Origin of the sequence: Pseudomonas quasicaspiana (genome assembly GCF_021147825.1) — a bacterium.
Taxonomy (GTDB): Bacteria; Pseudomonadota; Gammaproteobacteria; order Pseudomonadales; family Pseudomonadaceae; genus Aquipseudomonas; species Aquipseudomonas quasicaspiana.
The window spans coordinates 89274-103538 of record NZ_JAGTPI010000004.1 but is presented as its reverse complement, the minus strand read 5'-3'; the positions used below and the strand labels follow the sequence as shown (position 1 = coordinate 103538).

At 53.0% G+C, this 14265-nt stretch carries 12 protein-coding genes and 1 pseudogene; 6 read left to right on the top strand and 7 right to left on the bottom strand.

The window, feature by feature from the left end; genetic code table 11:
* Positions 1 to 88 precede the first annotated feature (88 nt).
* Positions 89 to 958, top strand: coding sequence for a LysR family transcriptional regulator (locus KDX30_RS04770; RefSeq protein WP_231675138.1), 870 nt, complete (start codon positions 89 to 91; stop codon positions 956 to 958).
* A gap of 55 nt (positions 959 to 1013) precedes the next feature.
* Here KDX30_RS04770 and KDX30_RS04765 read toward each other — a convergent pair whose 3' ends face one another.
* The gene (locus KDX30_RS04765; RefSeq protein ID WP_231675137.1) at positions 1014 to 2009 is read right to left on the bottom strand and encodes an ABC transporter substrate-binding protein; all 996 of its coding nucleotides are present in this window, start codon (positions 2007 to 2009) and stop codon (positions 1014 to 1016) included.
* Positions 2010 to 2419: 410 nt separating this feature from the next.
* Here KDX30_RS04765 and KDX30_RS04760 point away from each other — a divergent pair, with 410 nt between their 5' ends.
* The 4 genes from KDX30_RS04760 (at position 2420) to KDX30_RS04745 (ending at position 8419) form a co-directional block, all read left to right on the top strand.
* Complete coding sequence (locus KDX30_RS04760; RefSeq protein ID WP_231675136.1) at positions 2420 to 3721, top strand: NAD(P)-dependent oxidoreductase; 1302 nt, start codon at positions 2420 to 2422, stop codon at positions 3719 to 3721.
* Between the two features lie 149 nt (positions 3722 to 3870).
* The gene (locus tag KDX30_RS04755) at positions 3871 to 5115 is read left to right on the top strand and encodes a M24 family metallopeptidase (protein WP_231675135.1); all 1245 of its coding nucleotides are present in this window, start codon (positions 3871 to 3873) and stop codon (positions 5113 to 5115) included.
* Between the two features lie 31 nt (positions 5116 to 5146).
* Positions 5147 to 6172 (top strand): GlxA family transcriptional regulator, encoded by a 1026-nt coding sequence (locus KDX30_RS04750; RefSeq protein ID WP_231675134.1) that lies wholly within the window; start codon positions 5147 to 5149, stop codon positions 6170 to 6172.
* A 303-nt stretch (positions 6173 to 6475) separates the two neighbouring features.
* The gene (locus tag KDX30_RS04745) at positions 6476 to 8419 is read left to right on the top strand and encodes a methyl-accepting chemotaxis protein (RefSeq protein WP_231675133.1); all 1944 of its coding nucleotides are present in this window, start codon (positions 6476 to 6478) and stop codon (positions 8417 to 8419) included.
* Between the two features lie 667 nt (positions 8420 to 9086).
* Here the strand turns inward: KDX30_RS04745 and KDX30_RS04740 are convergent.
* From KDX30_RS04740 to KDX30_RS04715, 6 genes and pseudogenes are all read right to left on the bottom strand, one after another.
* Complete coding sequence (locus KDX30_RS04740) at positions 9087 to 9491, bottom strand: tautomerase family protein (RefSeq protein ID WP_231675132.1); 405 nt, start codon at positions 9489 to 9491, stop codon at positions 9087 to 9089.
* Positions 9492 to 9652: 161 nt separating this feature from the next.
* Positions 9653 to 11166: pseudogene (tnpC, locus tag KDX30_RS04735) on the bottom strand (IS66 family transposase).
* A 48-nt stretch (positions 11167 to 11214) separates the two neighbouring features.
* On the bottom strand, positions 11215 to 11562 hold the full coding sequence (gene tnpB, locus KDX30_RS04730; protein ID WP_231675131.1) for an IS66 family insertion sequence element accessory protein TnpB: 348 nt from the start codon (positions 11560 to 11562) through the stop codon (positions 11215 to 11217).
* Positions 11559 to 11882: an IS66-like element accessory protein TnpA gene (tnpA, locus tag KDX30_RS04725; protein ID WP_231675130.1), complete on the bottom strand. Its 324-nt coding sequence runs from the start codon at positions 11880 to 11882 to the stop codon at positions 11559 to 11561. The genes tnpB and tnpA overlap by 4 nt, the downstream gene beginning before the upstream one ends.
* Positions 11883 to 12057: 175 nt before the next feature.
* Positions 12058 to 13065: an aldo/keto reductase gene (locus tag KDX30_RS04720; RefSeq protein WP_231675129.1), complete on the bottom strand. Its 1008-nt coding sequence runs from the start codon at positions 13063 to 13065 to the stop codon at positions 12058 to 12060.
* Between the two features lie 84 nt (positions 13066 to 13149).
* Positions 13150 to 13710, bottom strand: a complete 561-nt coding sequence (locus KDX30_RS04715) for a PaaI family thioesterase (RefSeq protein ID WP_231675128.1) — start codon at positions 13708 to 13710, stop codon at positions 13150 to 13152.
* Between the two features lie 57 nt (positions 13711 to 13767).
* On the opposite strand from KDX30_RS04715, the gene KDX30_RS04710 reads away from it, so the two are divergent.
* Positions 13768 to 14223 carry a MarR family winged helix-turn-helix transcriptional regulator gene (locus tag KDX30_RS04710; protein ID WP_231675127.1) on the top strand — a complete coding sequence of 152 codons (456 nt, stop codon included), beginning with the start codon at positions 13768 to 13770 and terminating at the stop codon, positions 14221 to 14223.
* Positions 14224 to 14265 lie beyond the last annotated feature (42 nt).

Below are 14265 nucleotides of genomic sequence, written 5' to 3'. Positions count from 1 at the left end.
CTCACCAGAAATCGCTGCGCATGATCGACTGTGCAGGCTAGCTAACGATCCCAGCCGCTTCACGATTAGCAAACCCCGAAGGAAAGCCATGAATATTGAAAACCTGAGAGCGTTTATCGAGGTAGCAGCTAACGGCAGCTTCCACAAGGCTGCTGAAAAGCTGCACATCACCCAGTCGTCTGTAAGTGCACGAATCAAGGCTTTGGAAGACCGCTTGAACCGCCAACTCTTCAATCGGACGCGTCACGGAGTGTCACTTACCACCGGCGGAAACATGTTCTATCGCCACGCATTGTCAGTGGTAAAAACATGGGAGCATGCACAGCATGAGGTGTCTCTACCCTTAAATGTCCAGACCTCGGTCAACTTGGGTATCCCCATGAATCACTGGGGAAACATAACCAGCGACTGGCTGGGCTGGATGAGCGACAAGCTCCCTAAAGTAGGCACTCAAGTCACATCTGATTATTCCACGCTATTAATGAACGAACTCAGAGAAGGTTTGCTGGATGTCGCAATCCTGTACGAACCCACGCATTGGCCTGACGTGGCCCTGGAGCCTTACCTTGAAGAAAGGTTGATTCTCGTATCCACACAACCTAGGAAGGCCGACCAGGGACATGGTGAGGGATACATCTTCATCAATTGGAGCCGTTCATTCAGGGAACAACACAGTGAAGCATTTCCCGGGGTGCCTCAGCATCGCCTCTCAATCACACAAGAAACAATTGCCCTTGACTACATCATCAAACGAGGCGGCTCTGGCTATTTTTCCGATTCTATGGTTAGAGCGCTAATTGAGCAGGGCTGCTTATTTGAGGTCGAGAATGCCCCTGTTCTCAGTGTAAGAACCTATCTGGCGCACTCAAGGTTGAGAGAAAAGGAAGACGCCGTGATAAAGGCTGTCGAAGGGCTAAGGTCGATACCTTTCTACACCAAGGGTACTACCTTTCAATAAAAAGCCCCCGAGGCGGGGGCAAGAGTAGGCAGATAACCAAGTGGTATGGCAGTGACTAGATTTTGGAGATCTTGCTGGCCGCTTCCTCAGTGACCCACTTTTTCCACACATCAGGGAAATTCTTGATGAAATACTCAGCCGTTTCTTTAGGCTCAGCCTTGTTATCGTCGCCCCATGAGAGCAGCCGGTTGTAAGTCGGAACATCCAGGCTGACTTTTGACAGAAATGAGTAGACGTCAGGCTCTGAGTTCTTGAGGGTGGTGGCTACTGCAGTCACTACTCGGACATTGGAGAAGGCTCCAGCGTGGGGGTTCTGGCAGTCTGTCTTGCGATTGCAGGCATCCAGTTTTGTGTCTGGAGGATTCATCTGCAACTGCACCATGTCATATTTACCAAGAATCGCGGTTGGGCCCCAGTAATAACCGATCCAAGGTAATTTACGCTTGTACGCAGACGCAATAGTGGCATCCAGCGCTGCACCCGACCCAGGAGAGACTAAATTGTAAGCATCGCCAAGCTTATAAGCTTTGAAAAGATTGGTGTTGACAATCTCACAGCCCCAGCCTGGCGGACAGTTAAAAAACCGACCTTTCGCAGGATCATTTGGATCAGCGAAAAGCTTGGCATATTTAGGCATGTCGGCAACGGACTTAAAATCCGGATATTGCTCACTGAGGTATTTCGGAATCCACCATCCTTCAACCCCGCCAGTAGAAATTACATCACCGGCAATGACCAAATTACCCTTTTTCTCGCCCTCCTCCAATATTTCGCCAATATTAGTCGTCCACATTTCAGGCCCTATGTGAGGTACACCTTTGGTGGCCATAGTGGTTGCAGTTGGAACAGTATCCCCAGGAACAAGCTCAGTATTGCAACCGTAGCCTTTCTTCAGAATAAGATTTTCAATGTTCGCCACAATGGTGGCAGAAGCGAACCCCATATCCGCAATCTGAATCTTCTCACTTGTTTTACAGTCGGCGTACGCCGTAAAGGAAGCACAAATTATTACTGTGCCGAATAAACCTTTAAAAATCACCTCTCTAACCATACCACACCTCTTCTAGTCATTTTTTCGAAGCTATCATGCCCCGGTGGTCATGACCCCAACTATTAAATGCATTAAGAGCATTGGTAAAGCGAATTTAACCGATCACCGTGATCTAGTATTTCGATCACACTTAAACCGACCCCGAATTGTTTGATCTACGGTGATCGATTTTTCTGATGCCCGCCGCATATCCGAGACAGTTAAAACGCCATAACCAACTGATAATATAGAGGTTTTGGTCAGAGCGCTGGAGCCCACAACCTTGAATTAAACCTTCAACTGCCGTAATTTTGAAGTTGACACAAACATGCCCAATGTTAAGTTTCACCTCAGCCCGATACGCCGATTGCACCGGCCATGTATAAGGTCAGTTCTAATAATATTATTTCCGTGTGTAGGAGAAATTGAGCATGAGCGTCAATAAGATTGGTTTCATCGGCACCGGCTGCATGGGCCGTCCAATGATCCTTGAGTTGCTGAAAAAAGGCTACTCAGTGACCGTGTATGACAAGTTTCCGGCTGCGTCTAAAACTGTACTCGCAGCTGGTGCTGTTTGGGCCGACTCGCCGAAAGCCGCCGCCCGAGGCAATGACATCGTCATCACCTGCTTGCCGCTCCCTGAAGACGTACTCGAAAACATGCTTGGTGATTCCGGAGCATTGGCTGGGATGGAGCCGGGGACAACCTGGATCGACACCTCGACAACCGATTATCACAACACACTGCGTATTGCTAAAGAGGCCAAAGCTAAGGGCGTCTATAGCATCGAAGGCCCGGTGAGCAATCTTTCTCACATGGGGGTCGATTTCGCCAACTCCAGCATTTATTGCGCTGGCGACCGTGAGGGCTACGACGTATCTCTTGACGTCCTGCACACGATTACCAAGATTTCCTTTTACACAGGTGAGATAGGTTCAGCCCAAACCACGAAATTGCTCACCAACCTGCTGTTTTACGGCCCAGTCGCCATCGCCGGCGATTGCTTTGCCATCTCCCAGCAGGCTGGCATCCCGAACCACTGGATGTGGGACTACGTGAAGGAGTCGAAGGGTAACTCTGTCGCCACCGAGCAGTTCATGCCAATGCTGTTCGACGGCAGCTATGACTCATCGTGCTCCTTGGAAATCGGTGTTAAGGACATGAGTCTCACCGTTGCTCTGGGTAACGAGTTCGGTCTCGACCTAGCGTTGGGTCGAGTTATCAATGAGCGCTACCACACAGCAGGCCGTGTTTACGATCAACGACTGGGCCACCTGAAAATCTCGAAGCTTACTGAGGACTCGAACGACGTCCAGATCCGCATCGCGGGGTTTGAGGCACCGACGCATTATGGCATCAACAAAAGCTACGTTCGCGGCCCCGAGATGGTTACTGACAAGTACGGTCGGATCAAGCCGAAGCTGCCTGCGCACTATGCGGCCCCTGCATTCAAACCTACCAAGGAGCAGCTTGCCTTGGCAGACACCTTGGCTGGCTTCATGGAGTACACCAACTACATCTTCGTCGAGGAAGCTTATGCACTGGGTCGCGGCATCGGCATTGACGATGAACTGATCACCAAAATGATCCTCTGGAGCGTGGGCACCTGCTGGGTGTTTGAGAACTTCGAAGGCTACACACCTAATCCGGCTGTTCTGGACGAGATGGCAGCAGTTAAGACCGAGCTGCATCTGCCTCTCATCAAAGATGTGTTGAACATCTGGAAACGCTGAGGCTCGAGCCCTCGATAGATGCTTGACCTGATTGTGCTTTTCACACCTCGTAAATTTGGAGCTCAGACCGGCATCTACCACCTGAGCTCATTTTTTTTCTAGCTGGAATCTATTTATTTTGTTGTAAAACTCCCAACACGGTTTAGGCGATGAAAAATCATTACATCAATCAAGATGCTGCCGACCAACCGCTGAAGGATCCTGTTTCATCGGAAGATCTTAATACCGCCCGGATTTATCGCCTTCAGCGTGTTAGAGACGTCTTAGCGGCGAGCGAATGCACCGCGATCCTGCTATACGACCCTGTCAATATCCGTTACGCAACTGACTCATCGAATATGCAAGTCTGGACAGGCCGCAATCCGTCGCGATATGCGGTGGTCTTCGCATCAGGGCCCATCGTTTTATGGGAATTTCATAACTGCAACCACCTCTCGGCACACCTCGATTGCATTACAGAATTTCGTCCAGCGGTGAATTGGGCTTACTTCGGATCAGGGCCCCGGCTGAACGAGAAGGCTTCCCAGTGGGCTGCAGAGATCGCAGATCTCGTAAAACTTTACGGAGGTAAAAATTGCCGGCTGGCAGTCGATAGGCTTGAACCTGAGGGTCGATATTACCTAGCGGGTCATGGCATTGAGGTCATACAGGGCCAAGCGCTGATGGAAACTGCTAGGGCAGTGAAGTCCCCTGAAGAATTAAAGCTCATGAAGTGGACAATTTCCGTATGCGAGCGAGGCATCCAGCGGATGTATGACGAACTGCGGCCAGGCATGACCGAAAATGAGCTATGGGCATGGCTACACTTTGAGAACGTCCGTCATGGGGGCGAGTGGATAGAAACTCGACTCTTAGCCTCAGGCCCCCGCACCAATCCATGGATGCAGGAAAGCAGCGACAAAGTTATGCAGGAAGGCGAAATCGTCGCCTTCGATACTGATCTCATCGGGCCTTATGGGTATTGCGCCGACATATCGCGCGCATGGACAGTCGGCCATGTCCCCCCAACCCCCGAGCAGAAGCGCCTGTATCGCGCAGCACATGAACAGATTCACCATAACCTGGGGCTTCTCAAAGCCGGGATTTCTTTTCGCGAGTTCTCGGATCATGCATGGCGCATCCCGGAAGAGTTTTTTAACAATCGGTACAACTGCCTAGCCCACGGTGTTGGGATGGTGGACGAATATCCAGCGATAGCCCACGCAGGAAATGACTGGGTGTCAGGCGGATATGACGGGGTGTTTCTGGAAAATATGGTTGTGTGCGTCGAAAGCTGTGTCGGCGCTGAGGGCGGTAAGGAGGGGGTCAAATTAGAGCAGCAAGTATTGATAACTCGCGATGGCTGCGTGCCCCTTTCGGCCTATCCGTTTGAAGACTCTTGGCTGGCTCAGTGAGCTGGCCTTTCATCAATTAGGAGACATCCAGATGGATCAGCAGATCGGATTTCCTGGAGCCGAACAACGTCTTGAGAAGATTTTCAATGTTGGCGTACAGACGTCAGATCCGGTCGATGTTGCGCTGGTGCTCCTGCAAGATTTTTCTATGGCAGCCTATGCTTGCGCGTTAGAGGCTTTTACCTCTGAGACGGCGAGGCGCCCAGCACTTGACATCAGAATTACGACTGTAGGCCTTGCAGGATATGAGGTTAACAGCGATCTCGGGATACAGGTCTTAGCAGACAAAACCCCGCATGAACTCAGAACCGACCCACATCTGATAATGGTTATAGGTGGCCAGAACCTTCGAACGGTCGAGAATCCTTGGCTTGTGAAAAAGCTGAGAACGGCGGCGTCTTCAGGGGCATATTTAGCAAGCGTGTGGTCAGGGACTTGGTCGCTATCCCAAGCCAAGCTACTAGACGGTTACCGATGTGCTTGCCACGCCCCAATGCAAAGCGCCCTGTCATGGGCCTTCGCAGACGTACGCACCTGTTCAGAGTCGTTCGTCATGGATCGGAATAGGTTAACCGCGTTTGGGCCCGAAGGCACAACGGCGTTGGTTAATAAATTCTTGGAACAGATCAATAGAGCCCTCCCAGTAAAGGACAAAGTACAAAACTTTCCGACTGCAGATTACGCGTATTACGAAACATTACTCCGGAGCGCATTCGGTGCGCCTAAAAGGCTGCCTAAACATCTGCACAGCACATTGAGACTCATGTGCGAAAACCTCGCTGATCCAATCGATATGTACGAACTCGCCGCGCTTGCCAACGTCTCGCGCAGGCAATTGGAGCGCCGTTTCATGAAATACCTAGGGCTTACTCCCAACAGGGGCTACCTGGAGCTACGACTTACTCGGGCGAAACAGTTGATCGGTAATACGGAGCAGCCGCTAAAAAATATAAGTATTGAGACTGGCTTCGTAAGCCCGCCGCATTTTCAAAGATGTTTCAAAGAACTCTACGGAATACCGCCCAGTCTCTACCGGAAGCACCTAAATGAAATCTAGCGGGACGAGTCATGATTCTGCTCACCCTAGTCAGTTGCACGTGGCGACCACTTGACTAGTCAGATCATAAGCCAAGTCATTCATCATTGAGCATTCACGGCATGTTCACATTAATAAATAGCGTGCATTTGTTTCAATTTGAGAGATGTCATTGTGCTGCACAATCACTCGCACGAGAGCAAGCGCGTTAAGCATAAAATAATTATACCTAATTGTATAATAATAAGCAGGCGTAAACCGCCCTCACACTCAACCACGCACGTTGTTTCTGCCTATGAAAATTAAATCCTTATGGAAGCGATCATGAATATCAAACAGAAGCTGACTTGTGGATTCGCTGCTATCGCATGTATCCCTGTCATTGTGGTTGCAGCGTTGGTTGTGGTTAATCTGCGAGACGCAGCCCGAGAAAATTTCGTCGACAGTAGCAGACGTGAAATTCGTCAAATCGATAACGGCATGATGCAGTTCTTCGACAGCATCAGCCAAAATGTAAATTACATAGCCACAGATAATCGCATCGTCTCCGCCAGAGACCTGAAGAGCTACATCGGGGCTGACGCAACGAAAATACCTCTTACCGAGACTAATCATAAGCTTCTGGAGGTTTTCGACGACTTCGCCAAAAGCCATCCTACAACGGCTTATCTTTCCTTAGCATTGAGCGACGGCGGCTACGCCAGCTGGCCAGATGATCCCAAGACTGCCAACTATGATCCACGCCAACGCCCTTGGTACAAGGCTGCTATTGCTTCACCAGGTATGACTGTTCGTACAGGCGCCTATTACTGGGCTGCTGATGACGTATCCCTCATCAGCACTGTACGTACCGTTACCGGCGCCACGGGTAATTTGGTTGGTGTGGTGAGTATGGATGTATCGCTCAAGCAACTGACTGAATTGGTTAAAAATATCAAGCTCGGGGATAGCGGCTACCTGATGCTAGTCGAAGCAAACGGAAACGTGCTTGTAGACCCCCACAATGCACAGCATAACTTCAAGTCGATGACGGATCTGGGCTCCAACTACGCGGGTCTTGCCAAGAGTAGCGACGGTGTGACCCAAGTCGAGATCGATGGCAAGCTCTACATGGCCAATGTTGTTACCTCACAAAGGCTGGGGTGGCGCTTTATTGGCCTGATCGAGCGCGATGAAGTCATGGCCAAGGCATCCAGTTTGACATGGTTAATAGCGGCGATTGCAGGGGGGCTCGGCCTCTTTTTTGCGGTCGTCGGTGCCAGTTTTGCTAGCCTGATCGTGCGGCCTATCCGAAGTGTCGCAGATGGCTTACAGGAAATAGCGAAAGGCGAAGGAGATCTGACTCGCCAGCTCAAAGTTTTGGGCAAGGATGAGACGGCCGAGCTGGCAGGATGGTTTAACCAATTTCTCGGCATGATCGCCCATCTGATGCAGCGTATAGGTGGTGCATCTTCAGAATTACAGGAAGCAGCAGCTGATACCCACCAAGTCGCAAAAAATATGGACGAGGTCGCGGGGCGTCAGCGCTTGGCGTTAGAACTGGTGAGTACCGCTTTCAATGAAATGGTGATGACGGCCAATGAAGTTGCCCGCTCGTGCAGCCAAGCCGCATCTAGTGCAGATGAGGGTTATCAGGACGTCCAGAATGGCCAACATCATATCGGCGAAGCCACTGGCAGCGTTATGAAACTGAGCAAGGATCTGCAGCAATCAACCGAAACCATGCAAAGGCTCGAAGAGGACAGCAAGAATATCAACAGTATCCTCGATACCATTCGATCGATTGCTGAACAGACCAACCTGCTAGCCCTCAACGCGGCTATTGAGGCTGCGCGGGCCGGCGATCAGGGGCGTGGTTTTGCGGTAGTGGCCGATGAGGTACGCGCATTGGCACGTCGCACCGCCGACTCTACGGGTGAGATCGACAGTTTGCTCGGCAATTTGGCGAAACGAACCCAAATGGTCACTCACCAGATGCAGGGTAGCTTGGAGTTCTCACAGACCAGCGTGGCTTTTATAGAGAAAGCCCGCAACAGCTTCGATAAAATTCGTTCATCGGTTGACATCATTCGCGACCAAAATACGCAGATCGCCACTGCGGCGGAAGAACAGCACCAAGTGGCTGAAGAGATCAACCGACACATAGCCCAGATCCACACAGACGCTCAACTGGTCGAACAGTTCGCGCATTCCGCACAGAGCGGCTCAGGGCGGCTGGCTGATATCTCCGGGCGACTCAAAGAGTTAATCGGCCGGTTCAAATACTGATTTGATCAGCATCGTTCAAGACCTTCTCGCCAAACAAAGAGCTGCAGAAGCATCATGACGCTCAAGCGCGCATTCATTCACTTTATAACAGTCATCGTCTCATCGTGTTTGGAAGGAACTGGTAAATTCAAGTTTCGGGAATGCCTAGAAAACCCTTATTGGGCGCCGCATGACTGGCTACGTTGACGAAATCGTCAAAGGCTGTGTGGCCGCGAGTAATCATGTGTTGGGGAATGAACGTCGCGCTTTCGGCAACTCTTGCGCGAAATCTATCGGCTGCATCCAGCTCCAGCACGGTCCACCCTGTGAAGCCGCACTGCGCCAGCTTGTTGAGTTTGGCTTGAAATCGATTTGGCCGTCAGCAAGGTAATGGACTCCTCGTGGGCGAGATGCAGCCCTTATAACTGTCATAGACACCGAAGCATGCCTTAGGATGAAACCCCGCGTCCTTGAAGGAGAGCATTCGGATGCGTGAGTGACGTGCGTTGTCTCACGCCATCTAGCACTTACTCTAATGTAACCGTCCGGCGAAGTCATCTACACGACTCTAGATTTAAGGGGAATGCTGTCCACTCAAATTTCGCGGACACCACCCATAATGTTGGAACTAGAAGGGTAAATCCACCGCTCGCTTCGCGACCGCCTTCTGACTCTAACTACTCCTCGGTCACCACTTCGCTCCGCCTTCCGCAAGCTGAAGTTCGCCACGGCCAAACGAGAAATTCTCGTTTGGTACAGGAATCAGCGAGATGAAGATATCGTCAGGTGAAATTCCTGTTGCATCTACGATCAAACGGTTTATAGCAGCGACCAGTTTGCGTTTATCTTCAAGAGGTCGATGAGCGCCGACAAGCACAGTGATGATCATCGCCTGAGCTGGATCACGGTTCATTTCCATAAAAGTCGGGTGCAGGAACAACTCATCGGGGCCGTGCTCGCTGAGCATTATGAAGCGGTCACCCTCTGGTATGCCCAGTCCTTGAACAAGAGACTGGTTCAAGGCATCGGCGATAGCTCGCTTCTCCTCACTCGAAAAGCGGCCCCTTGGGATGTGTGCATTGAAAACAGGCATAGTGCCTCCTTTTTGATTCCAGATATTCAGCTTTTTGGACGAATCCGTACATGGTGTACGTTTCAACCGATGGCAGCCAGCTAGATCAGATTGACTAGGCCGGTTGAGCAGGTCAAGGTAATACCTGTCTAAACGCGCATCAGTAAGCACACAGTGCGTGATTAAATGGGTACCCACTTGTGCGGCAACAGCTCGGTAATCTCGCTCGCGCGCTGCGTCGACAAGCGTATAAGAACGTCCTTCAGATAAGCATACGGATCATGCCCGTTGAGCCGCGCCGACTGGATCAAACTCATGATCGCCGCCGCTCGCTTTCCGCTGCGTAGCGACCCTGCGAAGAGCCAGTTTTTACGTCCAAGAGCCCAAGGGCGATCTAGTTCTCACACCATTTGTTATCTATGGGCACGGCCCCGTCATCAAGGTAGCGCGTTAGCGCTGCCCAGCGTTTCAGGGCTTTGGCTGCTGCTGAGCCGTTAGGCACAAGATCGCGCTGGGTCAACATCCAATCGCGCAGTGCTTTCGCTAATGGTGCTGCTTTTTCTTGCCGGATTTGCCAACGATCCTCGTCACTCATGTCTCGCGCTTGGCGTTCAACCTCGTACAAGCCGCCAATCGAGTGCAGCGCCTGCTCTGCCAGCTGGCTTTTATTCGCCACATGCAGATCGAAAAACTAACGGCGGGCGTGGGCCATGCAGCCGATTTCGGTCATGCCCTTCTCGAACCCTGCTTTGTAACCAGCAAAGTTATCGCACACCAGCTTGCCGTTCCACGTGCCGAGGAAGTTACGCGCATGCTCACCGGCCCGGCTCGGGCTGAAGTCATAAACCACAGCTTCAATTGCCGAGAACGGTGTGGTGCAGTAAGCCCAGACATAAGCACCGTGAGTTTTCTTCTGTCCGGGCGCAAGCATTTGCACCGGCGTCTCGTCGGCATGGACGACTTGCTGTGCCAAGACAGCTTCTCGCAAGGCATCAACCAACGGTTGAAGCTGCACACTGGTCTGCCCAACCCATTGCGCCAGTGTCGAGCGCTGGATCGCTAAACCGGCGCGCCCGAAAATTTTCTCCTGCCGATACAGCGGCAAGTGGTCAGCGAACTTCGCCACCATCACGTGAGCCAGCAGGCCTGCGGTTGGGATGCCCTTTTCGATCACCTGAGCCGGTACCGCCACCTGGATCAGTGTTTCGCACTGACGGCAGGCCCACTTTCCACGCACGTGTTTTTCGACGGTGAACACGCCTGGCGTGTAATCCAGCTTCTCGCTGACGTCCTCGCCGATGCGCTGGAGCTGGCAACCGCAGGAGCACTGAGTGCTTTCTGGCTCATGATGAATGACGGTGCGTGGAAACTGTGGCGGCAACGGCGCGCGCTTTGGCTTTTGGCGCGCCTCTGCTGGAACTGGAGCCGGAAGCAGTGCCGTCAGCTCAGCGTCGATAGCCTCAAGATCGATGTTAAGCAGATCGTCGAGCAAGCTGCCTTGCTCAGGACTGATCTGCTCGCTGCGCTTGGCAAACCGGTGCCGCTTGAGAAGTGCGATCTCGTGGGTCAACTGCTCGATGATGGTGTCATCGCGGTGGCTCTTTCTGCCCATGGTCTCGACCTTCGATAGCAACTGCAAAGCGAGAGCGCGCAGTTGGTCGGGGGTCATGTGGTCGAGGTTGGGCAAGGAAGTCATGCCGTGGCTTTTACCAAAGCAGACCGGCTGCGGCAGCAGGCTCAGACGTTAATTACAGCCTTTTAAAGGATCGTTATTGCACCGCCAGCGCCAACGCGCTGAAGGCAGACCAAGTACCAGGGCCTGAAGTTGCTCAGCATCCAGTTCCAGCTCGCTATCTTGTCGAATGCCTGGCCAGTGGAATTTGCCTTGGTTCAACCGGCGTGCCGCCAGCCAGACACCAATCCCGTCGTGCACCAGCACTTTCATTCGGTTGGCCCGTCGATTGGCAAAGATATAAGCGCAGTGCGGCTTCGCCGCACCGAGCACCGTGATAACTCTGGCCAAGGCGGTCTCGGTGACAGCGCGCATATCCATGGGCTCGGTGGCGAGCCAGATGGCGTCGATGCGGATCATTGAGTGAGATCACGGATAAAACGGGCGCACCCGTCGGGATCGGCCAGCGGCCACTTCACGGTGAGGTTTTGATGGCCGAAAGGAACGTCGATACTGACGGACATTTGCAGATCGGAGTGCGGTGGAGGTGGTAGTTTTATCGGAACAAAAGTGGGCAACGTTGTTGCCTTACAATCACGATAAAGAGGTATCCATTTGCGAACCAGATTGGCGTTGATGCCGTGGCGCAGGGCTACGCTGGCCATCGATATGCCAGGTTGCAGGCATTCCTGGACGATCTGAGCTTTAAAGGGCTTGGGGTAAGAAGTTCTCTGGCGCATGGCAATCCTGATGATAAGGGCGATGGTGTCCACGTATTTTTTAAGTGGAGAACATCGCCCTTATTACAGGGATCGGGTAGGTGACTTCGCCGGACGGTTACACTCTAATGGCCTGCTGCCGAGCCTATAAAACGTCACACTCTCAGAGTTCGCCTTGGAGCGCCTGCCTAACTCATCAGGCAACGACCTGACTTCCATCCCCTGTAGCCCAAGGAACGACCTTCCTTACAATCTCCACAGCTAGCAGACTACTCACCGCGTCAAGACGATTGACCTGCTCTGCCGAAAGTTGCACCGACAGTGCACCGAGATTGTCGATGAGCTGTATTACTGACCGGGGGCCTATGATGGGAACCGCGCCGTGTGTACCTGCCCAGGCAATCGCAACCTGCCCTGGGGTGACGGCAAGTTCGTCAGCGACCGCGATCACTGTGTCGAGCACCTTGGTACGATGCTCACTGTTCTCCGGCTGAAACACCTTGCCACCAAACGCTTCAGCACGTCCCTTCTCACCACTGCGATATTTGCCGGTCAGCATGCCGCCGCCCAGTGGGGACCAGGTGACGATTCCAAGCCCCAGCGCGTGAGAGGCTGGAAACAAATCAGCCTCGGGTTCACGCCGAACGAGGCTGTGTTCGAACTGCGCTGCGGCGATCGGCACCGCATGGGTGAGTTCGGCGAGGGTGACAGCCCGCGATAGCCGCCAGGCTGGGAAGTTGGAGAGACCGGCATAAAGAATCTTGCCCGCGCGCGCGAGATCCTCGAAACCTCGAACGATTTCTTCGGCAGGTGTGACATTATCCGGCCAATGCGCCCAGTAAATGTCTATGCGATCAGTCCGCAGACGTTTCAAGCTTGCCTCCACAGAGGCCACCATCGCCTTGCGACTGTTGCCGGTGACAAGCCGGTTAGCATCTGACTGTGCACCCTTGGTGTATTTGGTCGCGAGTACGAAGTCCTCGCGCCGCCCCTGCAGCAGGGTGCCGAGCAGTTCTTCTGATTGTCCAAACTGGTAAACGTCTGCGCCATCAATAAAGTTGCCGCCCGCTTCGGCGTATGCATTGAAAATCGCCTTGCTGGTATCCTGATCGGCGCCATGACCCCAGCCGGTGCCGAAATTGCCCGTACCAAGAGCTACCTGCGAAACCTGCAAGCCCGTCCTGCCGAATGAAAGGTATTTCATGTTTTCTCCGTTAGTTACATCAGAAGCCTTTCAGCGCGCCGCCGCAGGTGGCTGTCGGCGTCCGGACCGGGCCAGACGACGATGTCAGCCCCGGCCACCAGCCCTTTTCGAAGGGGTTGTGGGCTGATCGAAGATCAGGCATGTCGTGGTGGCGTGCGCGTATAGCCTCCCATCAGGCCCGACGATCCGCCCCTCGGCCGTGGCGACCTGGCTTCCGACATGAATCACCTTGCCCTCGGCACGCACCAACGGCACCGTATCGGTCAAGGCACGCACCACATTCAGCTTCAGTTCAAGCGTGGTGTAGCCTTTGCCTACTGCCAGAGTTGTATGCACGGCGCAGCCCACTGCCGAGTCCAGTAGCGTTGCGAACCAGCCACCGTGCACGGTGCCCAAAGGGTTGTAATGCCTGCGCCCGGGCCGACCTTGAAAGACAGCGATGCCTGGTTCCATGTGAATGGGCACAAAGTCGAGGGTGTCTCCGATAGGTGGAGGTGGCAACTCCCCGGCAAAGATCGCCTCAAAGACTTCCATCCCCGTGAGGCTGAAAGCCTGTCCTCTTGGCATCACATCAGCGACCTGAAGACGAGCACGGACGGTCTGCTCCTCCTCAATCCATTGTGCAACAACCTGATCAACATCCATCAGCGACTCCCTCTTCACATACTTGTATATGCAACAGTTGTAGGTACAATATACCGCATGAAGACACCGATCAAGACACAAGGATGCACCAACCTTAAGCTTCGCCAGCTTACTCGCATGGTGACGCGCCACTACGACCACCAGGTCGCAGAAACCGGATTGAAAAACACGCAGTACGCGCTGCTATCGCATGTCGTCAGACTAGGGCCAATTCGTCCGAGTGATCTGGCAAAGCGTATGCAGATGGATGCTTCGACTTTGACCAGAAACCTTCAGCCTTTGGCTGCCCAAGGCTTGCTGAAGGTGGGGGCAGGTGATGATTCTCGCAGCCGTCTTGTCGAGGCGACTGACGCTGGGCACGCTAAGCAAGCTGAAGGACAGCGCGCCTGGAGGATCGCGCAAACGGCACTCAACGAGCGATTAGGCATCGAGCGCGTGGCCGAATTGCACACTCTTCTGGATGCCTGCATTCAGTGCCTTAGCGACGATGCGGATGACACATCAGGGACATGATTTTTCGCCCCCAAGCCTGAAGTTGAATGCCCTTGAAAATAA

Bases quoted from the DNA above. Each gene is read 5' to 3' on its own strand.
- KDX30_RS04770 (WP_231675138.1), top strand. From the start codon at position 89: ATGAATATTGAAAACCTGAGAGCGTTTATCGAGGTAGCAGCTAACGGC.
- KDX30_RS04765 (WP_231675137.1), bottom strand. From the start codon at position 2,009: ATGGTTAGAGAGGTGATTTTTAAAGGTTTATTCGGCACAGTAATAATT.
- KDX30_RS04760 (WP_231675136.1), top strand. From the start codon at position 2,420: ATGAGCGTCAATAAGATTGGTTTCATCGGCACCGGCTGCATGGGCCGT.
- KDX30_RS04755 (WP_231675135.1), top strand. From the start codon at position 3,871: ATGAAAAATCATTACATCAATCAAGATGCTGCCGACCAACCGCTGAAG.
- KDX30_RS04750 (WP_231675134.1), top strand. From the start codon at position 5,147: ATGGATCAGCAGATCGGATTTCCTGGAGCCGAACAACGTCTTGAGAAG.
- KDX30_RS04745 (WP_231675133.1), top strand. From the start codon at position 6,476: ATGAATATCAAACAGAAGCTGACTTGTGGATTCGCTGCTATCGCATGT.
- KDX30_RS04740 (WP_231675132.1), bottom strand. From the start codon at position 9,491: ATGCCTGTTTTCAATGCACACATCCCAAGGGGCCGCTTTTCGAGTGAG.
- tnpB (WP_231675131.1), bottom strand. From the start codon at position 11,562: ATGATCCGCATCGACGCCATCTGGCTCGCCACCGAGCCCATGGATATG.
- tnpA (WP_231675130.1), bottom strand. From the start codon at position 11,882: ATGCGCCAGAGAACTTCTTACCCCAAGCCCTTTAAAGCTCAGATCGTC.
- KDX30_RS04720 (WP_231675129.1), bottom strand. From the start codon at position 13,065: ATGAAATACCTTTCATTCGGCAGGACGGGCTTGCAGGTTTCGCAGGTA.
- KDX30_RS04715 (WP_231675128.1), bottom strand. From the start codon at position 13,710: ATGGATGTTGATCAGGTTGTTGCACAATGGATTGAGGAGGAGCAGACC.
- KDX30_RS04710 (WP_231675127.1), top strand. From the start codon at position 13,768: ATGAAGACACCGATCAAGACACAAGGATGCACCAACCTTAAGCTTCGC.